The organism is Paenibacillus sp. FSL L8-0435 (assembly GCF_037965655.1).
GTDB lineage: Bacteria > Bacillota > Bacilli > Paenibacillales > Paenibacillaceae > Paenibacillus.
The window spans coordinates 1379614-1402412 of the sequence record NZ_CP150185.1 but is presented as its reverse complement, the minus strand read 5'-3'; the positions used below and the strand labels follow the sequence as shown (position 1 = coordinate 1402412).

The following is a 22799-nucleotide window of genomic DNA, read 5'->3' as shown; positions in this document are numbered from 1 at the left end:
TTGTTGAGGAACGCCTTACTTTATTTTGAGACTCTCACTAATCGCCACCTGCGTGATTCCAGCTTCTTCTATTATAAGGAGAAGGTTATATTTTTAATTTTTCAATGGATGTAAGCAAATCTTCCGATAATTCTTTCAGACTTTGAATGTTGCCGCTAATCGTTTCCATGGAACTTACTTGCTCTTCCGCCGATGCAGAAACTTCTTCCACACTCGCTGCCGATTGTTCCGAAACAGCGGAAATCTGCTGACTGAAATCATTCATTCGTCCGCTTGCTTCCTGCATGCCTCCCAGTCCATCTGTCATCGTGCCGATGACACCAACCATGCCTTCCACCGATTCATTAATTGTACGGAAGAGTTGACCTGAAGTAAGCACATGTTCCTGACCCAGTTCGGTCTCCTGAACGTTCGTACGTAATTCCGCAACCACCCCTTGTGACTCCTGCTGAATATCCTCGGTAATCGCCGTGATCTCTTCAACCGAAGTCTGCACAGCCTCAGATAACTTCCTCACTTCTGATGCCACTACGGCGAATCCGCGTCCACTCTCTCCCGCACGTGCTGCCTCAATGGAAGCATTCAATGCAAGCAGATTGGTTTGGCGTGCAATGTCATGAATGACCTGAACCAGCTTGGAAATATCATCATTTTTACGATTCAACCGTTCCATCTTGTTCATGGAAGCCGAGACTGAACCGGAAATCTGTTGCATCTGCTGCACCGACTGTTCCATCGCCTTGCGACCATTCAGACCTTGTTCCAGTACAAGATCCGACATGACGCGCAGCTGGCTGCCTTGTTCCGTATGATTCTGAATGTGATCATTCAACACTTCAACCGTACGGGCTGATTCCACGGCTGTCTCTGCCTGGCTCTCTGCGGCCTTGGCTGACTCTTCCATGGTCACAGCAATTTGCCGACTGCCTATCTTAACCTCTTCTGAGGATATTGCCAGTTCCCCACTTTGCAGATTGACAGCTTCGGCAATTCGTCTGACGCTCAGAACCATGGAAGTCAGGTTACCTTTCATGTCATTCACCGCTTTGGCCAGAACACCGACTTCATCCTCATGTTTGGTATGTATGTCCTGAACATTCAATTGGCCTTCTGCAATCAGTTTCACCGCACTAATGACACGCAGCAGTGGTTTCACGACCTGTGAACGAATAATTGGAATGCTGATCGCTGTAATGGCAATCATAACAAGAACACCGATAATGATGATTAATCTACCATCCTGTACCGATCTGATCGTTTGGGCCGCCGCAAGATTGGACTGTTCCTGATTGTATTCCACGAGATAATCGAGGTCGACTTGCATGGTGTCAAAGGAATCAGCACCTTTATCAGCTACTTCCTTCGCCAGCTGTGTCTGCCCCTCATCACTCAACTTGATCGCTTGCGTATTAATCTTGAGATACGCTTCCCATTTGTTCTTGAACGCTGTCCAATGTTCGAGCTCATCCGCAGACTTCTCCTGCTGATCATAGATTTTAATCGCCTGCGTCGTTTCACGAATATACTTGGTACGCTCTTCTGACAAAAATGCCTTGTCTGTCTCTTCCGCGTCAAAGTGGCGATAACTTAGTGACAGGACATGCTCTGTGGTATAATTTAACCGGTTAATTTGCTGGATTGATGGCATCCAATTGTTCGTAATTTCATTGGTATTGGTTTCGATTGAATTCATCCGGGTGACAATCGTGACACTCAAAACAATTAAACAGAGGATTAACAAGTAGAACGCGATGCTGATACGCAGACCGATACTCTTGATCTTGAATCTGCTGAACATATGATTTCCCCCTTGACCTCTTCGGTCATCCCGAATACAGGTGCGTTTGTCATTGTTTTCCCCTTCTATTTGACCTCTTGTCAAAAGAACTTATCTATATTATATCGGTAGGAAAATAGACGTAAAGTATTATAACATTATTTTGTCATTAAGATGCTTGATTTTGTAAGAGATTGTTGAATCTTGACAAAGTCCAAACTGAAGAGCTGCAGCATACGGTAAAGTCCCGATCTGCAGCTCTTCGGTTTGTTCGGATTTCAACGGCTACCTTCATAAAGCGATCAGCCTAGTTCAGTATTGCTGTCTTATGCTCAGCCAGCAATCGATATGAATCCAACCTGCGCTCATAATCTGGTCCCGCCGTAACCAGAAGCAACCTCTCCGTATCCAGCCTGCGACTCACCTGTTGCAATCGCGCCCATACCTGCTCAGGTGTACCTGCATAGTGCCGTACCGATTCATTTTGATCACTAACGGCTACATCATTCGTGTTAGAGACCACGATACCACTTGAATTCGGCCCGGTCGAACGTTCTTTTCCATCCAGCTTACGTCTCTCCGCCATGTTAAGACTCCAGCCCAAAGCATCCGTCTCTGACTCGGCACACAATACGCTGACTGCCACCATAACCTCAGGCTCCTTCATCGTTGCACTAGGAATAAATCCTTCTCGGTATCGCCTTACAGCCTCTGTACCATCGGCATCACTCATGAACTGACCAAATACATATCCCATGCCAAACCGAGCCGCAAATTCTGCACTCTTCACGTTAGTTCCCAACATCCAGAGTGATAACGGGAGCTCGGGAATCGGACGAGCTGTCACGGGATGATCCTCGTACATGTAGCGGTCTTCGAGCAGTTCTGTGAGTGCTGCGAGCGATTCAGGCAGTTTGGATACATGGTGCAAGTAATTGCCACTAAGTGCCATCGTGGCATGAGGTCCACCGCCCGGAGCACGTCCGAGCCCAAGCTCGATGCGCCCCGGATAGAGCGCAGCCAGCAGGCGGAACGACTCCGCAACCTTGAGTGGGCTGTAGTGTGGCAACAAGACCGCACCAGAGCCAAGTTGGATCGTTGTTGTCCTTGCTCCGATGTGCGATAACAGTACTTCGGGAGAGGCCGATGCCAGTTCAGCCATATCATGATGCTCTGACGTCCAGTATCGGGCGTATCCCCAAGCCTCGGCATGTTGCGCAAGTGTCACCGATTGTTGAAGCGCCTGTTCCGCTGTGGCATCGTTTAACCTTGGAACAAGGTCAAGTACGCCCAGACTGAACGTCTCACTCATTCGCTTAGCCACGTGTCTCATCTCCCTTTATATCGGTTAATTTTAATCCAGATCGTAGATCGAACCCACCTTCAGACCGTAGAGTTCATTATATATTTTCTCGGCAAATGCATCCGTCATACCTGCGATATAATCGATCACCATGTGTTCCCAAGTCCAGATCGGCTGGGCTTTGGCTTGATCCTTCTCATACCGTTGCAGCCAGTCGGATGGAATAATGGATTTGGACGTTTCCGGATCGAGGAATGCATCCCATAATCGCTTAATCATCCACTCACTGCGCTTCTGTAGCCGCTGCACACGTAGATCACGAATCATGGTCACCCAGGCAAAACTCTTGAGCACACTCACCGTACGCAGCATATCAAGGTCTTCAGCCCCTTCACGGACAAAAGTTACCTTCTTCCAGTCGCCGTCGTCAATAACGCCCAGGCTGCCTACAAAAAAGCTCACCCAGTAGGCTTTCACCTCACGACGGGTACGCGAGTAATCATGCTCGCAGAACGGCATCTTCTCATTCCAGATGCGCAGGAACGAAGCGAGGACCTCTTCTACCTTTTGCCCAATCGCTTCTCGGGTCCATCCGTTCCAGAACAGATCCTCCAGCGTTGTAATTTTATCCACAATCAGTCGATTCACATGCGGATCTTGCAGGAAATGCTCATGTACTTCAATTTTGCCTGCTTTGATGCCATCCTCCAAGTCATGCGAGGAGTACGCAATATCGTCGCAAAGGTCCATCAACTGTGCTTCCAGCGTCTTCTTGCCTGCCGGCACGTTCCAGCGATCACGGATCTCCCGAATATATTGCCACTCATGATGATACATGCCTTTTTTGCTCTCTGTCCCAGGGTACGGATACTTGTTGATTCCTAGTAATACCGCATCAGACAGGTTCAGTCCATCGATATCTTCACGCTTCTCCAAGTGCATAATGAGACGGAAGTTGTGCGCATTGCCTTCAAAATGCTCGTATTTCCGTTTTAACTCGGCACGGACTTCAGACTCCACCTTGGGAACTTTGGCGCTGCGGCTTTTTTTCATGATTTTCTTAGCCTCGGTGTTGATGAGGTCATCCAGAATGCCATCCAATACTTCTTCACCTTTATGTCCAAACGGCGGGTGGCCAAAATCATGTGCGATTGCAGCGCACTCCACCACTTCTGAATCAATAATAAGACCGGGGTTGTCCGCGCGGTCCCAGTCCACCTCGGGAAAACGGCGAATTAGGCTTCGGGCAGCTTCTCGGGCAATCTGTGCCACCTCCAGGGAATGGGTCAAACGAGTACGATAATAATCACCCGTTCCTGCGCCAAATACCTGCGATTTGCCCTGTAACCGACGGAAGGTCGGTGAATGAATAAGTCTCGAATAGTCCCGTTCATACGCTGCACGAGATCCATCCAATTTGGTTAATTCAGGATATTGTCTATGTTCTCTCAGATCGTTCCATTGCATGGGGATCACTCCTAGCCGACTGTCTCTATTTTGAGTGATTATACACAACATCTGTGGTTTCGAAAAGTAAAACCTGTCTGTGATTGTCATCTCTTCTTACATCAATTTGTGATGAACAGTCATCTTCTCTTATTATACCCTGCCAGACTATCATCCGTGCATCTAAATGATAATGATTAAAATTGAACTCATTATTCACATATGCTCGCTCCCATAGCAGAACAACCATAAGTACTCACTGTGACACAAGGTAGCCGTTTCGGTTACGGATCGTTCTTCTGATCGCTGTTGTCTCCAGGTTTTCTGAATTCCCTTTACTAAGGGAAAAACCCGGAGACAAAGGCGAACGCTTCGCTTCTTCAGAATCGATTCCGTCCCCTTCACTACTTTTGCTGTCCTTATAATACATAATGGTATTCATCATTCAACTCGCTAAAAAATCGAGTGAAAATCAAGTTCAATTTAGAAAATATCATCATTTGCTTCAATGATAGTCTGCCTCCCCCGCGCCCTCCCGTTGTTGGTAAAAACAAAAAAAACCGACAGGACTGAAACGCCCTGTCGGGGTGGAGATGGTGGGTGCAACGGTATTACACCATAACCTTACAGATATCGTTGGTGAACTCTACTGGATCTTGAATTGGCAATCCTTCGATTAACAATGCCTGATGGTACAGCAGGCTGGTATAGAGGTTCAGCTTTTCCTGATCCTGTGCGAAAGCGTCTTTCAACGATTTGAAGACATCGTGATTCACGTTGATTTCCAGCACTTTGTCGGCTTGTACATTTTCGCTGTTTGGCATAGCTTTCAGGATTTTCTCCATTTCAATCGTCAATTCACCTTCGGTGGACAAACATACCGGGTGGCTTCTGAGACGTTTGGAAGCTTTAACGGCTTTGACTTTACCTGCCAATTGAGCTTGCATCGCTTCAAACAACTCTTTGTTGTCGTTGTCCTGAGCGTCCGTTTCTTCTTTGTCCGCGTTATCTTCGATACCCAGGTCACCACTGGAGATGGATTTGAATTCTTTCTCCTTGTAGTTCGTGATCATCTTGATTGCAAACTCGTCGATGTCATCGGTAAAGTACAATACTTCGTACCCTTTCTCAAGAACACCCTCGATCTGTGGCAGCTTCTCAATACGGCTAATGGACTCACCGGATGCATAGTAGATGTACTTCTGATCTTCCGGCATTCTGGAGACGTATTCGTCCAGGCTCACGAGTTTGCTCTCTTTGGAAGACGTGAACAACAGCAGATCCTGCAATGTATCCTTGTTCACACCATAGTCGCTATATACGCCATATTTCAACTGACGGCCAAACGCTTGGTAGAACTTCTCGTAGTTCTCGCGCTCGTCCTTCAGCAGGCTTTGCAGTTGACTCTTGATTTTGTTCTTGATGTTTTTCGCGATCAGGCTAAGCTGACGGTCATGTTGCAACATCTCACGGGAAATGTTCAGGGACAGGTCTTCCGAATCCACCATACCTTTAACAAATCCAAAGTAATCTGGCAACAGATCCCCACATTTATCCATGATCAATACACCGTTGGAGTAGAGTTCAAGGCCTTTTTCATACTCTTTGGTGTAGTAGTCAAACGGCGTGTTCTCCGGGATAAACAGGATTGCATTGTATACCACTGCGCCATCTGCGCTGATATGCAGGTGTTTGAGCGGTTTGTCAAAACCGTAGCGTTTTTCCATATAGAAGTTCGTGTAGTCTTCTTCGGTCAGTTCGCTTTTATTTTTACGCCAGATCGGCACCATGCTGTTCACGGTTTGTTCTTCTTGATATTCCTCGAACTCGTTCTCCGTGCCCTCTTTCGGACGTTGACCCGTTACATCCATCTTGATCGGGTAGCGAATGAAGTCGGAGTATTTCTTGATGATGGATCTCAGGCGGTACTCATCCAAAAATTCGTCATACGAATCTTCTTCGGTATTTTCTTTGATCGTCAGGACGATTTCCGTACCTACGGAATCTTTCTCAGCTGGTGTGATTGTGTAACCATCCGCGCCTTCGGACTCCCATTTCCAAGCTTCGTCGCTGCCCAGCGTTTTACTCGTTACGGTCAGCTTGTCCGCCACCATAAATGCCGAGTAGAAACCTACCCCGAATTGTCCAATGATGTTGTGGCCGTCTTTTGCTTCATTTTCCTTCTTAAACGCCAGGGAACCACTCTTCGCGATAACCCCCAGGTTGTTCTCCAGCTCTTCCTGCGTCATCCCGATTCCGGTATCCGTCAGTGTGAGCGTGCGGTTTTCTTTGTCAATCGTGAGCTTGATGAAGTAGTCCTCTTTGTTGAAAACAAGTGAATCGTCGGTAAGTGCTCTGTAATAAATTTTATCAATGGCGTCACTGGAGTTGGAGATCAATTCTCTCAAAAAGATTTCTCTTTGGGTGTAAATGGAGTTGATCATCATATCCAGCAAACGTTTGGATTCTGCCTGGAATTCTTTTTTAGCCATGAGTGGTTGGACTCCTTTCAAATTGGATATCGAATGATTTGATTGAAAATAGAAAGTTACTGAGTAATCCTGCGGCCATTAGTAGACTCAAAAACCTTTGATCGCTCTAGTCCACAGATATTGTGATTCACTTCTAACTGGCTCATTGTAAAAATAAGTGCACGACGTTCTGCAATGTAGCCGTTCCGGTTACGAATCGTTTTTCGGATCGCTGTTATCCCCGTATTTCTTTGATTCCCTTTTTAAAAGGGAGAAATCCGGTGATAAAGGCGAACGCTCTGCTTCCTCCAAATCGATTTCGTCCCCTGCACTACTTTTGCATCTGATCAGCGACTGATTTTTAGGATAGAGAACATCAATGAAGTGATATCTCTTAAACGCGGAATGCTCCTTCAAGTCTGTTGCTTCCTTGGCTTCGCATGTCCTACTCAGGTTCAATCTCTATTTTCAAAAACAGAATCATTCCATATGTAGGCGTACAGTAAAAACATCATCTGTTAGCACTCTAATGATTGGAGTGCTAAACCCTTCCTTTTATATAACATATGGGAAAATTGGGTGTCAATACGCAGGCGGCTATTTTAACAAAAAGATCGAATAACCCTTCAACTTTTGCACATCACCAATCATTTTAACGTAATCCCGCGGGTAAAACAAAAGCCGCCTCGAACCAAAGTTCGAACCGGCATAGGGAAAGATACTACGGTTAGGATTAGAAAATTTTACTTTTTCACCATTTTCGGATCAAGGGTGTCGCGCAGACCGTCGCCCATGAGGTTGAAGCCGAGAACGGTTAACATAATGGAAACGCCGGGGAAGATCAGTGTCCACGGTGCTTTTTGTATAAACTGACGGGAGTCCGACAGCATTTTACCCCATTCGGGATCGGGTGGTTGTGCGCCCATGCCTAGAAATCCGAGCGCAGCAGCTTCGATGATCGCCGTCCCAATTCCAAGTGTACCTTGCACGATCAGCGGAGTAAGACTATTGGGCAAGATGTGGCGAAACAAGATTCGCCCATTACCCGCTCCAAGTGTCCGCGCCGACGTAATGAATTCCTCCTGTCTCAAGCTGAGTACCCGTGAACGCACCAACCTTCCGTAGGTCGGGATGTTCACGATGGCGATGGCGAGCAATGCATTTTGCAACGATGGGCCCAATATCGCCACAATGGCGATGGCCAGCAAAATCCCGGGAAAGGCGAGCAAGATATCAAATAGACGCGAGATAAGCATGTCAGCCCATTTTCCATAAAATCCGGCAATTAAACCAAGCAACGTGCCCGCGATAATGGAACCAATAACAGAGAAGAAGCCTACCCATAATGAAATACGCGCCCCATGCATCACTCTGGAAAACACGTCACGCCCCAGATCATCGGTACCAAACCAATGCTCTGCCGAAGGGGCCTGAAGCCGATCCACCAGCACCTGTTCCTTATAATCGTAAGGAGCGATATATGGCGCGAGGAAGGCCAACAGGATAAAAAACACGATAATAATTAGACCTGCAAGGGCAAGCCGATTTTTCCGAAACGTTCTCCACGCTTCCCGCCATGGACCGGATGTGCTCGCCGACGCAGCGTCTATGGATGGTCCGGTATTGGTTGATAATTTGGCCATGCGGCGTCTCCTTTCTTGGATATGAATGAATGATAAATCCCCTATTTATAACTGATCCGCGGATCAAACACGGCGTAGAGCAGGTCCACAATCAGGTTAATCACCACGAAAAAGAACGCCACGATCAGAATCCCACTCTGGATCACCGGATAGTCCCGCGAACTAATCGCTTCATATATATAACGTCCCACGCCTGGCCAAGCAAAGATCGTTTCGGTCAACACCGCACCCCCAAGCAGCGATCCGGTCTGGATGCCGATAACCGTGAGCACAGGAATGAACGCATTTTTGAGTGCATGTCCATATACAACAAAAAACGGCCCCAGTCCCTTCGCCTTCGCTGTACGAATGTAATCGGAACTCATCACTTCCAGCATACTGGAACGGGTCATCCGGGCAATAACAGCCATCGGAATCGTTCCCAGTGCAACACTTGGCAGAATCAAATGTTTCGTGACGGTCCACAACTGATTCCATTGTCCAGCGATCATCGTATCCAGCACATACAAGCCCGTAATGGCTTCCACCGGATCTCGTGCATTCATGCGTCCAATGGATGGCAACCACTGCAACTTGTTCGCAAACAGCCATTGTTCCATCAGACCTAACCAGAAGATAGGCATCGATACACCCACCAAAGCAATGACCATACAGCAATAATCAAACCAGGAGTTGTGCTTCCATGCACTGACAATCCCGGCATTCACCCCAATAATGACAGCAAACAACATACTAGCCATCGTTAATTCGAGGGTTGCTGTCAGATAAGGCACAATTTCCTGGGCAATAGGCACCTTGGTGCGGATGGATGTTCCCAGGTCACCTTTGAGCAAATCGCCCAAGTAGGCGAAATATTGCTGGAACCAGGGTTTATCCAGACCGAGCTGGTCACGAAGGGCCTGCTTGGATTGTTCGGTTGCCTTTTGCCCAAGTATGGTCTCGGCCGGGTCACCCGGAATGGCGTGGATGATGGAAAAGACAATCAGGGTCATGCCCAGCAGTACGGGCAGCAACACAAGCACACGTTTGACAATATAGCTGTTCAATCCTGTTCACCTGCCTTCGACATATCGTGCAAAATAAAAAGCGCCGGCAGAAACGCATGCTTTGGATAGTTACGTCCGGATGTGGGTTCTGCCAAGCATTGCGTCTCACCAGCGCTTTGTAAGAAAGAATTAAACGTACTCACTCCGAACTGCAGTGCCATCTTCAGATCGCAGTTATCTGAAATGGATAAGTTCAGCTTACAGCTTACTCAAAATAAGCACCGGCATAGGATTCACTGCCCAGCGGAGATGGTACGAAACCTTTCAGGTTCGATTTACCCGCCAGAATTGGCGTGGTGTGCACGAGTGGAATCCACGGTGCGTCTTCCTTGATAATTGCCTGCGCTTGTTTGTAAAGCTCCGCACGTTTCTCCTGATCTGTTTCTTTCTGCGCATCCGTCAGTAGTACGTGCAACTCTTCGTTAACATAGAAGCTGCGGTTGTTGCCCGGAATGGCGTCTTTGTCGAGCAACGTGTACAGGAAGTTATCCGGGTCCCCGTTATCACCTGTCCAGCCGAGCATGTAGATATCGTCTTTCTCCCCGGCTTTCGCATCATCCAGATAGGTCGCCCATTCTGGGGATTCAATGTTTGTGGTAACACCAATTTTCTCAAAATCAGCTTGGATCGCTTCCGCTACCTTCTTGCCATCAGGCATATACGGACGGGATACCGGCATCGCATAGAAGGTTACCGGATCAGGCAATCCGTCAGGAAAGCCAGCTTCGGCGAGTAGAGCTTTTGCTTTTTCCAAATCATATGGGTAATCCTCAATGGTATCGTTGTATCCCCACAGCGTTGGAGGCATCGGGTTCACGGCAGGCTCAGCTTGTCCAGCAAAGAATGCATCAATAAGGGCCTGCTTGTTCACCGCATGATTGAGGGCTTGTCTGACTTTGACATTATCAAATGGTTTCTTCTTAAAGTTAAAGCCGATATACGCCACGTTGAACGGTGGACGCTCGATCTTCTGTAACTCGCTGTTGCCTTCAAGAATGGACAGATCGTCCGGGTTCAGGTCTTCCATAACATCAATCTCACCGTTTTGCAGGGCATTGAAGCGAGCGGTATTATCCGGAATGGAACGCACGATCACTTTGTTCAGCTTCGGCAGTCCTTCTTTCCAGTAATCCGCGTTTTTCTCCAGGGTGATGGAGTCGTTACGCTTCCATTCTTTGAATACAAATGGGCCGGTGCCCACAGGCTCGCTCTTAAAGTTCTCTTTTTTCTCCTGAATCGCGGTTGGGCTGGCAATGCCAAATGGCGTCATCGCAATATTTTGCAGGAAAGGCGCTTGTGGCTGGTTCAATGTGAACTCCACCGTAGTCTCGTCCGTCGCCTTCACTTCCTTGATCACACGCCCGTCCTCTGGACCAAACATGGAATCGTAATAATCGAAGGAATCTCCCTCGAATTTATATTCACTCGCCGGATCACCCCAGCGGTTGAAGTTGAACACAACAGCCTCTGCGTTGAAGTCAGTTCCATCATGGAATTTCACACCGGACTTCAGCTTAAACACATACTTGAGTCCATCCGCCGAAATCTCCCAGCTCTCTGCTAATCCAGGAATGACCTCTGTTCCGCCTTCCTTGTAGTCCAGCAACGAATCAAACACCTGATGCCCAATCTTCAGCGACTCCCCATCGGTCACAATCGCCGGGTCGAGTGCTACGGAATCCCCACCACGCCCCATAATCATCGTATCCTGGGCTACCGTTTCGGTTGGAGGGTCGTTTCCTTCTGCCGGAGCAGGCGTAGACTCTCCACTCTCGTTACTGGAACAACCGGACAACACCAATACGGTACTCAAGGCCATCGTTAGAACACCGGACATCCATTTTTTTCTCATTCGCATACGTACAACACCCTTCCCTGTCTCATAATGTGTGTGATGCTGGCATGAAAGATCTCCAATGTTGGCAATCGGTTTGGTGCTATGTATCATATAAAAGGCTTTAGATGCCTGCGATACCTGAATTAAAGTTCTGAGAAAAGTACGGCATGTATATGAAATGTAAAAATAGTATGGGACACGTATGGAATACAGGTAAATTTCAGATCGTGCACATTGAGCGAGGACATGGATTGATTACTTTTATAGAAAAAGAAAAAGGTTCAACAACGTATCTTGTGAGATGAATCTATGAAATTGATAGGATTGTTGCGTTTTATTTGAACTAAGGTCAATAAGCAACAGCGAGTGGGTATGGACTGGTAAGAGCAAGTTTAAGTTGGTAGATCGAAAATACAGATGGGCATGTGGATACTACGCTGCTGGCTACATGATAAAGTCTGTTCCTTGAGCATGTCGTCTTGAGCATGGAGTGTGGAAACCGGATTAGGTAGCGTTCGTTTGCAATACGGATGAAAGAAACTCAACAAAGGCTAGGTTGTTAGCTGTGTAAGTTGTTTATTAGAGTGATTTTCTCTTGCAGATTGGATGTGTAAAATGTATGAACGAGTCATCTTGAGATGTTGGATTTACAATAGGGAGACATTACAATAACTTTATATGTTATGGCTTTGTCATGATGAGGAGGATTGTGTAAATAAACTGTGGTGAAAAACAATTTCGTGTAACTTACTTTACATCACATTAATCAATTAGACAAGAGATTTACAGACATAAGTCTTCAACTTTATTATATGCGTTAATATAACTTACACAAAACACAAAAAAGGAACACAGTTCGACAAAAAGCGTCTCGTGTCCCTTCTCCGTTCAATCCACATTCAGATAAAATCAACATTTTAATTTGCTAAGAATCAGCTCACTTTTTAAATAAACCTCTGCGATGCATCACGGTAATAAAACGGTAAAAATCATAACTCGCTCCATTATCGATGCTGAACAATGGATTTTTGGTGTCATATGCCAGTGCTGCATCCACAGCTGTTTTCGCCCATACTGGAACTTCCATTTGCTGACGCGCCTGCAGTTTGTCGACCTGCGATTTGAGCGCATCAAACGCTGCTTTCTCTTCGGCTGTCATCGGTTCGCCCCCTTTCGGTGGTACGGTTGGTGGATTCGGATGACTTGGATTCGTTGGATTGGATGGCTCCGGTGGTTTCGGAGTGGCTGCTGCGTATCTTGCTCTGAGCTGTGCCGCTGTTCCCTCGAATTCATTCATATCCACGTTGCCACTAATTCCATTCACCTTGCCTGAATCCGTATACTGCCAGAACGTCCAACGCTTCCATGCCGGCTGGTCGTCCGGTACACGAGTGTTGCTGTAACGCGCGATCCACAGATCGTATGAGCTGAGTGATGTGTCAAAATTCCCGGCAAATGAATTGCCCGTGTATATGATCGGTTTTACACCTGTCAGACGTTGTAATTCGGTCAAAAAAGCTTTGGCAACTGTATTCATCTGCGCTTTGCTCAGGTTGCCAGGGTTGTTCTCGTAATCCATGACGGGTGGAAGTTGTAAAGCTTTGGCCCCTCCAACTTTGTTAAGTGTATTGGCATAATGTGCCGCTTCGGCCTTGGCACCATCGGTAGATGTCGCGCGGAAGAAATGGTACGTTCCGACAAGCATGCCCACCGCCAGTGCACCGGTTACATTTTTCTGGTAATTCGGATCGGTATACGTCTGTCCCTCAGTCGCCTTGATGAATACAAATGTCATGCCACTTGCCTTCACCTTCGCCCAGTCAATATTGCCCTGGTAACGAGAGACGTCAATGCCCTGTGTGTTGCCCGAACTTCTCGTTTGCATGTTTCTCACACCCTTTATGCGGCAAATTGCCGTTTGTATCAGCATTTTACATCATTCGATTCAAGCGTTCCCAGGTACAAGTATAGACAGATTAGAGCATTCTGATCTATACATTGCTGATTGGATGTCACTCTCTGGATTGATGCAAAATGCTCCTATAGTTAATGCGATTGGATCAGGGGTTGCTTGTGTGCGTGTCCCTGATGTGTTGAGTTATGTGTAGTTTCACGTGCTGGCTTACTATAGTCGCATTACTTCTTACTATCTCCAGCCTGTGAATCGATGTCGTCCGGATCAGCCTGTGAAAAAGAATCTTTGGCACTTGGGGAGAAGTTACCGGGGAGTTCCCCGGTTCCCCCTTTGCCCTTGAGCACTTCAATGGCTTGCCGAATCACCGGCGGAATAGGTGCGCCCAACTTGCCCCCGTTTTCGATAATGGACAACAACTCATTTGCGATATAAAAAAAGGCGACCGCATCCCTGAACAAATGTCCGTCTCCCAGAACACCGTCCACCAGATGAGCCACCGATACCATTGCAAATATAAATACCTTTCGGGCGATGCCGAACATGCCTACGTTACTTTCTAATTTCCCACTCATACCCGCCGCCGCGATACCAGTTAGGTAGTCGAGGATGACGAATACGAGTAATACACCGAGCACGCCTGACCAGCCTCCGAAGAAGTAGGTTACCGAGCTGCTCATGAGTGCAATTCCCCATTTCCATAGGGTATCCCATCGTTCCATGGTTTCACCTCAATTAATCTTTAAGTTTCTTTAGTATTCTTCTTCTCTCAAACGTAACAAGCAAAGTTTCCAATTAATCAACCCAAACAGTACTTCCCTGTTCAAAATAAAAGTTAAGTATAATATAATCTATCAACTTTACAATACAAAAATTAACTTATAAATAATCCCTAAAAAAGGTTTCTACTTCCTAATACATAATTATGTTTTTCCTCTCTGTCACAATTCGAAACCAATATTGAAACTGAAATTGAACTACTTAAAAACTTCATCGAATTACCCCACCACCAAAAGTAAGTTCCGAACCTTGTAGCTGTGAATCTGATTTTGATACTACGGATCCACCAACGACATACAAAGCTAGATAGTTATTACTACCTGTGTTTTTCTCAGCATACACATGGCTAATTAAATCCACATATAGCGCATAATATTTGTTGCTAATTTTATTTTCAATAAGGGCTACATTAGAAGCACTGCGTATGAAAACACCAATACCAGTATCACTAGTTGCCTGTTCAAATTTACAATTGCTCAACCGTACATATTTACATAGTTCAATTTGAAAAGAAGTGCCTCGAGTGTTGATTACATCAAATCCGTATATCTCGACTTCGACTGAGCAATTATTTAAATAGCAGCTGCCTATTGTCACTTCGTTGGAAGCGTTCAAATAAATTCTACCTATACCTGACTTTCCAGATATTATAATCTGCTCCGGATAGTTTCCTTTATTCACTCTTACATAAACTCTGTGGTTTATAACTTCAGGTAGGATTGAAATAGCCTTAGCTATAGTTTTGAAAGCCTGGGCAGGAGATAAGCCTGTATTACCATCATATCCTGTACTAGCATTAACATAATATGTCAAGTTTTCAGTAGATGTCGTTGGACCTGCAGCCACTGGAGTCCATATGATTCCATTATAATATTCCATCTTTCCAGCTTTGATTCGTAAGCCATGCGTTTCCGAACTATTAACTATTGAGTCGGCATGAACATCAATTGCATAATTTGTAGCAATCCTCGCATCCCTAACCGCCTTCTCCGTTGCCGCCACCGTCTCGGACGTGCCATCCGTCTTACTAGACAACTGAACCTTCCCTTTCTGCGTCAAAGACGAATCAGGAACATCTATCTCCTCTATCGCTTCACGAAGTTCCTCTAAATCTTGCTTAGTCGCTACACCCTCATCAACCTTCTCCCAGTTCTGATCCAAATATTTATCCAGATCAAAATAGGTCGTCGATGGCGAGGAACGGTCAATTTTATTCAACCCAAGATTCGGTGTTTTTGGTCCATTCATTTAAGCTCCACCTCCTAAAAATTCATCCTGACGGGTCTGTTCGATCTCAGCCAGCGTCATGCTTTCCACTTCCGCAATCGTCAAATACCGCAGACGGTACTCCACGATCATATGTGCCGGTATGATATCCTCAATCGCTGCCTTCAGATCGTCCAGATTGGGTGGCAATCCCAAGGTATCTGTAAAACGGATAATGATCCTATATTCGCCTGAATCAACCGAAACTTCGATCCCACCACTCTCATACGCCTGTGCCACATTTTTCAGCATCGAACCGGAAACTTTACCACTTCCGCGCATTTTGGAAATGATTACGGATCTCCGCTGATCATCCGGCTTGGCTTGATTCGTCGGAATCTGCAAATCCCGCTCATAACGTTCCAATGCCCAGGTCGCAGACTCCGGGTAGAATTGATCCAGCACACTTTCCAAACTCACCGTAAGCTGGTCCAGCTCTACACCTTCTGTCTCCGTGAGAAGCTGCATCTCAAGCACATTTTCATACAATGGGGGCAAAAGAGTCATTAATACCTCTGCTTTACTCATGTCACCTTCACCGTCCCAAGAACGGCTACTTCGCCGGGTGCGATCTCCAGATTAGACATACCACCATTCACCAGCAGATCGCTATAATCGATCACGGGTGGAATATCCAGAATGACATTGGCAATACGTGTCCAACGAACTAACGGATCGGCAAAAGCCAGTTCTTTCAGATACGCCATAACTCCCGTTTCAATTAGTGTCTTCACGCCCTCGTACGTTGAACCAGAAGCAAGCATGACCTGTACCTCCACATCAATAGGTATCTCTTGCGCTCCCACTACTGTGACCACGGGTCCAATTGGAGCAGCACCTTCGCCCATTCCATCCTGGGTTGGATCGATATATTCCTGAACCGCCTCAATGACCGCATCAGCAGGTGTTTGCATTTCATTATTCAGCAATGCCACTTTGACTGTACCTGAACCATTCCACAGTGGAAAAGCCTTTGCTTTGCCAACCCCGGAGTTTTCCCGTGCCCATAGCTCATACTGATATTTGTTGGCACTCGTGACCGGACGGGAAACTTTGTCCTGATAGCGATCATATAAGGCCTGATCCGTTTCCTCGTCTTCGCCAGGAACCAGCAACCGTGTCAATTCAGCTGTCGTCAAGCCAGCAATATAATCGATGGGCAGCAGTGCCCCCGTATATTCATTACCTTCCGCTCCCGCGACTTCACACTCCAACACATATTGTCCTGCCGCGATGCGCTCCACAATAACGTACACCCGATCCCCCGTGGAGAAACGACTTTCCAAAGGAACTTCAACAGGCTTACCTTCGTTATCCCAAAAACTCCCAACCCAACGTGCCTTCGTGGCCGTTTTCCGACTAATGCCAGACCAAGCCACCGCGCGATCCAAGTACTCTCCAGAGGCTGTATCTGCAAACTTCAGATTGGCGTTCACATCCAACTCGATATACATCTGAGCCATTTCCACAGCCGCTGGCGCAAGCGCATCATAGATAATGCTGCCTTCACGTTTATCCACACCATCTGGTACCCTATCCAGCATTCGGTTTAAAATAACTTCAAACGTCTGCTCTTCATACATTCATGTTCACCTCCGTCTCTTCCCTGGAGCTGCCAAAATCCGTTTCCACGGTAAAAGACACCCGCACTCCATCCGACTCGTGGACAAAATCGAACTCGGTTACATCCGAAATACGATCATCCGGAAGCAACGCTTCACGAATCCAGCGTTCCAGTTCAGATTCAACCATGGATCTCCCGGCCATTCCTTCCCAGGACCATTCCATGCCGTAATCCGAAGAATAAATTAGATGCTCGTAGCGGCGTGTAGACAACACTTTATACACCGCCTGTTTTACCGCATCTTTTCCATCCAATTGCAACCTTCCAATTCGTTGTCCCGAAGCTTGAAATACATACGTAAGACTTGGAAGCACAGCAGATTCTTCCTGATCTTCTGCGCTAATCTGCGCACCCTGTGGAATCATGGATTCACCAGCCGATCCAGCACGACAAAGCTGTCTCCACCTTGAACACGTAACAACAAGACATGGTCACCCACGGTCCAAGCTTTGTTCACTACGGATTCCGGCAGTACCAGAAAAGGTTCAGCCAATGCCAGCCGTTGTTCAACGGTGATCTCCAGCGGCTGGGTGTTTGTCACGCTTCCGTACATTACCTGAACGGGAGACTTGGCATCTACAGCGGCCACCGCCGCCTTTTTAATCACGTCCAGCATCATTTATCGTTACACCACCTTCAAATCCAGTGACATCGTATGCACGCCCCCCTGTACCTTATGCGTACATTCGTCTACCAGAAAATATTGATTAATCTTCAGTTCATCGATCTGGATGTTCACAAAACTACCTGCCCTTACCTTGAAATCACCAAGCGCATCCACCTTCAATGTCTGCGTCTCACGATTACGTAGGGTCATCAGGGTCTTCAGCATGGCATCAATCTGACCTTCGTTCAGGCCATCATCCGCTTTTTGGTACAAAAAAAGCAGCCCCCATTGACGGATGCTGCCTGAGTCCTGATGAACAAACGTTTCTCTTTTTCCCGTATCCTTGTTATCCCGGTACAGCTTGATCTTGTTATATGTCTGGTCGTCAATTGACCTAGTATAGCTGTAATCCGTGAGTAGACTGTTATCCCCAATGACAAAGCCGTATGGCATCTCTTCCACATCCCGAAGCACAAGCTTGCCGAAATCATCGTAGAAGATGTAGTTTTTTCCGCCATAGATCAACGTTCGGTCCAACGCCTCACAGATCATGTCAATCAGCTTTTTGTTATCAAATAACATGCGTGGAATAACGTATTTCGGCTGGACCAGCTCGCCCACCTTCAACTGAAAGTCGGTAGCAATTCGTTTGATCACATCCGTAGCGGTTGCGTTAACGAACTTGTACGTCTGATTCGCGGTTAGATAACGAGTCTGGTCGTAGGCTTTGATTTTGACACTTTCGTCCTTGCTACTATCCACCGAGAAGATATATCCGTAAAATATGCCTACCTCGTTGCTGATATATTTCACGACATATCCATTCTCATATGTGAATTTCTTGTTCTGGTACAGACTGCCCTTGATCAACGTGAATTCCAGAGAGGATGGTTTGCCGATACGGGAGGTTTTGTACGTAATATCACCGGCAATTTCGCTAATGTCCCAGATGTTGCCCTGCTTGTCATCCAGCAATAACCGTTCCTTCATGTTTGCCAGCTTATCATCCAGCCTGATCTGCTCTTGCATATTCCCTCTCCTTTCACGGAAGCTTGATCACAAGTCCAATCGGCAACTTCTTCAGTTGTGCATCTTTGATGCCATTCAGCTTTTGCAGCTCTTTCCAGCGAGATCCATCTCCCAGATGGGCTTTGGCTACAGACCACAAGGAGTCTCCTGCTTTAAGTGTGACGGTCTTGGGCTGGATTTTTTCATTGGGCCGGGAGGCTTTGGTTTTTGTTTTCGAAGCAGCCGTATCCTTGCTGTCCTTGAGTGGCACTACTTTTTTGGCGGCATAAAAAATGAACTGCTTCAGCTTGATATCATACTGGATATCCCCCACCGTACCCGCAGTCTCCTTCCAGTCGAAGCTCTCAATGGAAACAGCCATATTAATGGTGTACCTTGCACTGGAAAAGAACAGTCTGACGGGTCTGCCCGTCTGCATCCAGCGGATGATCTTTTTCACATATTCATAGGGATCACGGTAAAACTGCTTCTGAATTGCCGGATGTCCTGCATCGTAGTTCAGATGATAAGGGCTGTAATCTGCCGGAAAAATCCCGCTGAAACTGACTTCGCGCAGCTTCGGCGACTTGATCACGTTAATTTCACCCAAAGCGCTCACGTTAAACGTACTACCGTCTCCCGAATCCGAAAACTCAATGCTCTCTGGTGTGACCGGGAAAAACATGTATTCGGAACGGTTATTGAAGCTTAGCTGAATATAATATTCCACTTATCCATACACCCCCTGGGCACTGGAGACGATCTGACTGTTCAGTCCATCGGTGATTTTGCTGATAATGCTGTCCACATCATGTCCGCTGTTGATATCCCCTGTGGTGACCTGAACGGTTGGCGTCAGACTGACAAATCGCTGAATCGCCTGCATCTCTGCAAGCTCACGCATCAGTTTCAGATCCTCGCTCGTCACATCCACTGTGCCGTCCACGTCACCGATCTTGTCCACCTGTCCGATATTGTTGATTTTGTTGATGTTACTCATGTTGCTATTGGGAACAACGGTGGGAGCAGGTGTAGTTGGCATCGATGGTATGGGAGGTGTTTTGGGAGTTGAACCGCCGAATTTCCCGGGTAATTTATCAGAGCCGTTGGGAAATAGGCCTTTGGTGGTATCCATCAAATCATTCCCCTGGCCAAATCCCTTATCAAATGCATCCTTATAATCCGCAGAAGCATCCATTCTCCACAGGCTAACAACGTCCTTTTGGCTCTCAGGAGCACTCGCTTCAAGGTCACTCATTAAACCCTGTATCTTACCGCTCATTGAATGAATGTTAGCATCATCCACTAGTTTAATACCGCCCCAATTGGTACCGAAAATTTTATTCAGATAGGGTATTAATTTGTTTATACCACCGATCATCCAGTTGATCTGATCTTTGAAACCACCTGCGAAATCCTCAATTCCCTTTGTAATGTTGAACAAAATTTGGAGTACAATGAGTCCCATGTCAACAAACAACTTTTGGAATGCATATGCTGGATCTCTGAATACATTGATGACAAATTCAGCCCAAGACATGAAATAATTCAGAATGGATGCAAAAATTGATTTCATATGCTCGTAAACCATATAAAAATAACCTATAATCGCTCCCACCATATCCCCAGCTGTAACTCCACATAATTGCAAAATAAAGATGAGTCCTGCAATGGCAACAATTACAAGCAAGATAGGCCAGTTAGCTACCAACCATGCCGCTGCCAGTAGATAAACCTGAGCGATTACAACTCCGAGCGTAATAATTATATTGGCTAGGAGCACTAAAGCAATGGCCGTTAATATAGGTCCAATGATAGCCCAGCCTTCCTGTACAGCTGTAGCAAAATTGATGAACCCATCCACGATAAATGCCACCACCTGAGCAATAATTGCGAAGGCCCCACCAATCCATTCGATGAAAGCACTGAACTGACCTGAGCTTATGGCTTCGTTTAATCGGTCAAGCACAGGAGATAAAACTTCCAACGCTCTTGTCCCGATTTCAGATAGTATTCCATTGAACTGATTCACGAGAGCCGTCCATTTTTGCAATGGAGAATCCAGCATCGTATCAAAGGCTTCTTGTGTGTAACCTTGCATTTCAAGAACTGTCTGCAAACCTTGTATAAAACCGTCAAGGTCTTTAGTCTGTATAAATTCACCCAATCCAGCCCCGGTCAATGCACTTTCCGGTATGTTGAATTGACTCGCCAAATCAGTATTTTTTCCATTCATGGCACTAACAATAGCCTTGGATGCATCGGTCAGGCTTTTATTATCTGGTGACAACATACTTAATCGTTGAGTCATATCATTTAACTGATCTACCTGCCCTGTATTTTGTGCCAAAGGCAAGAAGCCTAGAGAAGATTTAAGCGAATCATTGACATCCTGACCGCTCTTGGAAGCTTGATCTCGATACTTATTATAGATGCTTTCCCCGAGCACCGGATCTTCTGCGGCAACCATGTAACGATATTTGAAGTCTTCTTGTTCAGCAGCCGCTTTTAACACGACACTTCCAGCGGACTTTACCATTTGCATCCACTTGGAGAGTTTGATCAGATTATCACCTAACGAATCACTTGTATCATCGACCGTATCTTCCAACTTTTCCATCAAATTAATCGTTACATTCATCTGTTGGTTTATTTGATTAAAGTGGTTGGATATGTTCGTCTGGTTAAATTGATTCAAATTAATCTGGTTCATCTGGTTGAAGTTATTCAAAATTTCGGTTGTTTTTACCTGGATCAGATTCAAGTTGTTGATCAGATTATTTACAGATGGAGGATTGATTACATTTATACTTGTATCGGACATTCATTTCTCCCTCCTTTCCTTTTTATTTCTTCCGGGCGCGGCTCTTGGACCGTTCTTTCTTCTCTTCCTCCACTCGGATGGAGATCATCGCATAGATCGCTGCTCGTTCTCGCATGGAGAAAGCCATTAATTCATGCGGCAAAATGTTTAATTCATGGAGAGCGTAATAAGCCAGATTGGCTTCGGAATCGCCCTCTTTAATTAGTTTTTTACGTCATCCACCAGTTCGTTCATGTCCTGATTGAAGCCGTTCAGCTTCTGAACCTGTTCACCGAGCGAAGCAAATTCCCCAGGCAGCAGCATTTTCCGCAAAAGCGATTCCGCCCCCATCACGCCGTATGACCGCTGGAGTTCTGCGTTTTTCAGATCGGGATACACGACACTTGAACTCATCAGGCGAGCCATGTAATCATTCGCATCGATGTCGGGTGTGTAGACACCGTTCTTGCCCTTGATTTTGCGAGTAGCTGCCTTGCGGCATTCCTGGTTTTCGTCCTCGGTCATGCTGCGCAGTTTCCAAGCAACCGGCTCGCCTTTCTCATCTTTGAATCGGGGGGATACAATAAACTCCTCCGTTGTATCTGTTGCTGCATTTTGGGCAAAAAACATACTCAATCCACTCATGTATTGTTCCTCCTCTAAAGTTAGGTCCCCCGCCGCACGAAGCGGCGAAGAACAGTATTTTGACACGCCAAATAGCCCGTAACACAGGCAAGTTGAACAGGTTTCTTTTACAAACCCGCTGTTAATTAATACTCTTTATAAATTTCAAATCATTATGCTTTCCACGCTACATTACTTTGGCAAATTGAACGATACAGGCATATCGACATCTTCAAAGGTAAAGCTCACTTCTTCCTCCAACGCCTCCGCCTCGGTATCCAGGGATGCCATGATCACACTGTCGAGATTGACACCTTTGAGGGTCACGGTCTGTTTGCCAATTGTAGAGGAAGGATCTTCGTTGGTCACTTCAATGTCGAAGTACGTGTCCACACCATTCTGCATGTACTGGAGCATCAGCTCGCGGAAACGAGAAGTGGTATAAAAGATTGTCATGGAACCCGAGCCAGACCAACCGGTTGCTTTGTGCTGTACACCGCGACGACCCAACGTTTTGACCTCTGCTTTTTGTTTCTCCACTGTTGCTTCCAGCGTCTTCACATAGAACATTTCTTCCGTCTGTCCGTTAATCGTTGCGTATGCGCGGCCTTCCTGGCCGGAAATCGTGTCGCTTGCTTTCAGAAATGCCATC

Annotated in this window: 21 protein-coding genes; all 21 read right to left on the bottom strand. The window is 46.4% G+C overall.

The features are described from left to right. Window positions 1–85: 85 nt before the first annotated feature. On the bottom strand, window positions 86–1798 hold the full coding sequence (locus tag NST33_RS06260; protein WP_221819107.1) for a methyl-accepting chemotaxis protein: 1713 nt from the start codon (window positions 1796–1798) through the stop codon (window positions 86–88). A 286-nt stretch (window positions 1799–2084) separates the two neighbouring features. Continuing rightward, entirely contained in the window at window positions 2085–3089 is a 1005-nt protein-coding gene (locus tag NST33_RS06255; protein ID WP_260632614.1) for an MsnO8 family LLM class oxidoreductase, read from the bottom strand. A 42-nt stretch (window positions 3090–3131) separates the two neighbouring features. Then, on the bottom strand, window positions 3132–4547 hold the full coding sequence (gene dgt / locus NST33_RS06250) for a dGTP triphosphohydrolase (protein ID WP_076209597.1): 1416 nt from the start codon (window positions 4545–4547) through the stop codon (window positions 3132–3134). 235 nt (window positions 4548–4782) lie between these two features. Beyond that, window positions 4783–4971, bottom strand: a complete 189-nt coding sequence (locus NST33_RS06245) for a hypothetical protein (protein ID WP_339307236.1) — start codon at window positions 4969–4971, stop codon at window positions 4783–4785. Window positions 4972–5137: 166 nt separating this feature from the next. Further along, complete coding sequence (gene htpG, locus NST33_RS06240; RefSeq protein WP_221819105.1) at window positions 5138–7018, bottom strand: molecular chaperone HtpG; 1881 nt, start codon at window positions 7016–7018, stop codon at window positions 5138–5140. Window positions 7019–7207: 189 nt separating this feature from the next. Next, entirely contained in the window at window positions 7208–7414 is a 207-nt protein-coding gene (locus tag NST33_RS06235; RefSeq protein ID WP_221819104.1) for a hypothetical protein, read from the bottom strand. Window positions 7415–7740: 326 nt separating this feature from the next. Further along, the gene (gene nikC / locus NST33_RS06230; RefSeq protein WP_076209596.1) at window positions 7741–8640 is read right to left on the bottom strand and encodes a nickel transporter permease; all 900 of its coding nucleotides are present in this window, start codon (window positions 8638–8640) and stop codon (window positions 7741–7743) included. A 41-nt stretch (window positions 8641–8681) separates the two neighbouring features. Then, entirely contained in the window at window positions 8682–9686 is a 1005-nt protein-coding gene (locus tag NST33_RS06225) for an ABC transporter permease (RefSeq protein WP_017690144.1), read from the bottom strand. Between the two features lie 205 nt (window positions 9687–9891). Beyond that, on the bottom strand, window positions 9892–11538 hold the full coding sequence (locus NST33_RS06220) for an ABC transporter substrate-binding protein (RefSeq protein WP_221819103.1): 1647 nt from the start codon (window positions 11536–11538) through the stop codon (window positions 9892–9894). Window positions 11539–12460: 922 nt separating this feature from the next. Further along, the gene (locus NST33_RS06215) at window positions 12461–13408 is read right to left on the bottom strand and encodes a glycoside hydrolase family 25 protein (RefSeq protein WP_221819102.1); all 948 of its coding nucleotides are present in this window, start codon (window positions 13406–13408) and stop codon (window positions 12461–12463) included. A 251-nt stretch (window positions 13409–13659) separates the two neighbouring features. After that, window positions 13660–14157, bottom strand: a complete 498-nt coding sequence (locus NST33_RS06210; protein WP_221819101.1) for a phage holin family protein — start codon at window positions 14155–14157, stop codon at window positions 13660–13662. 268 nt (window positions 14158–14425) lie between these two features. Next, on the bottom strand, window positions 14426–15463 hold the full coding sequence (locus NST33_RS06205; RefSeq protein ID WP_221819100.1) for a phage tail protein: 1038 nt from the start codon (window positions 15461–15463) through the stop codon (window positions 14426–14428). Continuing rightward, entirely contained in the window at window positions 15464–16009 is a 546-nt protein-coding gene (locus tag NST33_RS06200) for a putative phage tail protein (protein WP_221819099.1), read from the bottom strand. Beyond that, window positions 16006–17064 (bottom strand): baseplate J/gp47 family protein, encoded by a 1059-nt coding sequence (locus NST33_RS06195; protein ID WP_221819098.1) that lies wholly within the window; start codon window positions 17062–17064, stop codon window positions 16006–16008. The genes NST33_RS06200 and NST33_RS06195 overlap by 4 nt, the downstream gene beginning before the upstream one ends. Next, window positions 17057–17470 (bottom strand): DUF2634 domain-containing protein, encoded by a 414-nt coding sequence (locus NST33_RS06190; protein ID WP_221819097.1) that lies wholly within the window; start codon window positions 17468–17470, stop codon window positions 17057–17059. The genes NST33_RS06195 and NST33_RS06190 overlap by 8 nt, the downstream gene beginning before the upstream one ends. Continuing rightward, window positions 17467–17724: a DUF2577 family protein gene (locus NST33_RS06185; RefSeq protein WP_175383663.1), complete on the bottom strand. Its 258-nt coding sequence runs from the start codon at window positions 17722–17724 to the stop codon at window positions 17467–17469. Before NST33_RS06185 ends, NST33_RS06190 begins: the two co-directional genes overlap by 4 nt. A 6-nt stretch (window positions 17725–17730) precedes the next feature. Next, window positions 17731–18741 carry a hypothetical protein gene (locus NST33_RS06180; protein ID WP_221819096.1) on the bottom strand — a complete coding sequence of 337 codons (1011 nt, stop codon included), beginning with the start codon at window positions 18739–18741 and terminating at the stop codon, window positions 17731–17733. Between the two features lie 13 nt (window positions 18742–18754). Continuing rightward, entirely contained in the window at window positions 18755–19450 is a 696-nt protein-coding gene (locus NST33_RS06175; protein WP_221819095.1) for a LysM peptidoglycan-binding domain-containing protein, read from the bottom strand. Continuing rightward, window positions 19451–21544 carry a hypothetical protein gene (locus tag NST33_RS06170; protein ID WP_221819094.1) on the bottom strand — a complete coding sequence of 698 codons (2094 nt, stop codon included), beginning with the start codon at window positions 21542–21544 and terminating at the stop codon, window positions 19451–19453. Between the two features lie 201 nt (window positions 21545–21745). Next, window positions 21746–22168, bottom strand: a complete 423-nt coding sequence (locus tag NST33_RS06165) for a phage portal protein (RefSeq protein WP_221819093.1) — start codon at window positions 22166–22168, stop codon at window positions 21746–21748. Window positions 22169–22339: 171 nt separating this feature from the next. Then, the gene (locus NST33_RS06160; protein ID WP_017690162.1) at window positions 22340–22798 is read right to left on the bottom strand and encodes a phage tail tube protein; all 459 of its coding nucleotides are present in this window, start codon (window positions 22796–22798) and stop codon (window positions 22340–22342) included. Between the last annotated feature and the right edge of the window lies 1 nt (window position 22799).

What these genes read in the sequence shown, in the direction of transcription:
- NST33_RS06260 (WP_221819107.1), bottom strand. Translation starts at nt 1,798, where the DNA reads ATGTTCAGCAGATTCAAGATCAAGAGTATCGGTCTGCGTATCAGCATC.
- NST33_RS06255 (WP_260632614.1), bottom strand. Translation starts at nt 3,089, where the DNA reads ATGAGTGAGACGTTCAGTCTGGGCGTACTTGACCTTGTTCCAAGGTTA.
- dgt (WP_076209597.1), bottom strand. Translation starts at nt 4,547, where the DNA reads ATGCAATGGAACGATCTGAGAGAACATAGACAATATCCTGAATTAACC.
- NST33_RS06245 (WP_339307236.1), bottom strand. Translation starts at nt 4,971, where the DNA reads ATGATGAATACCATTATGTATTATAAGGACAGCAAAAGTAGTGAAGGG.
- htpG (WP_221819105.1), bottom strand. Translation starts at nt 7,018, where the DNA reads ATGGCTAAAAAAGAATTCCAGGCAGAATCCAAACGTTTGCTGGATATG.
- nikC (WP_076209596.1), bottom strand. Translation starts at nt 8,640, where the DNA reads ATGGCCAAATTATCAACCAATACCGGACCATCCATAGACGCTGCGTCG.
- NST33_RS06220 (WP_221819103.1), bottom strand. Translation starts at nt 11,538, where the DNA reads ATGAGAAAAAAATGGATGTCCGGTGTTCTAACGATGGCCTTGAGTACC.
- NST33_RS06215 (WP_221819102.1), bottom strand. Translation starts at nt 13,408, where the DNA reads ATGCAAACGAGAAGTTCGGGCAACACACAGGGCATTGACGTCTCTCGT.
- NST33_RS06210 (WP_221819101.1), bottom strand. Translation starts at nt 14,157, where the DNA reads ATGGAACGATGGGATACCCTATGGAAATGGGGAATTGCACTCATGAGC.
- NST33_RS06205 (WP_221819100.1), bottom strand. Translation starts at nt 15,463, where the DNA reads ATGAATGGACCAAAAACACCGAATCTTGGGTTGAATAAAATTGACCGT.
- NST33_RS06200 (WP_221819099.1), bottom strand. Translation starts at nt 16,009, where the DNA reads ATGAGTAAAGCAGAGGTATTAATGACTCTTTTGCCCCCATTGTATGAA.
- NST33_RS06195 (WP_221819098.1), bottom strand. Translation starts at nt 17,064, where the DNA reads ATGTATGAAGAGCAGACGTTTGAAGTTATTTTAAACCGAATGCTGGAT.
- NST33_RS06190 (WP_221819097.1), bottom strand. Translation starts at nt 17,470, where the DNA reads ATGATTCCACAGGGTGCGCAGATTAGCGCAGAAGATCAGGAAGAATCT.
- NST33_RS06185 (WP_175383663.1), bottom strand. Translation starts at nt 17,724, where the DNA reads ATGATGCTGGACGTGATTAAAAAGGCGGCGGTGGCCGCTGTAGATGCC.
- NST33_RS06180 (WP_221819096.1), bottom strand. Translation starts at nt 18,741, where the DNA reads ATGCAAGAGCAGATCAGGCTGGATGATAAGCTGGCAAACATGAAGGAA.
- NST33_RS06170 (WP_221819094.1), bottom strand. Translation starts at nt 21,544, where the DNA reads ATGTCCGATACAAGTATAAATGTAATCAATCCTCCATCTGTAAATAAT.
- NST33_RS06165 (WP_221819093.1), bottom strand. Translation starts at nt 22,168, where the DNA reads ATGAGTGGATTGAGTATGTTTTTTGCCCAAAATGCAGCAACAGATACA.
- NST33_RS06160 (WP_017690162.1), bottom strand. Translation starts at nt 22,798, where the DNA reads ATGGCATTTCTGAAAGCAAGCGACACGATTTCCGGCCAGGAAGGCCGC.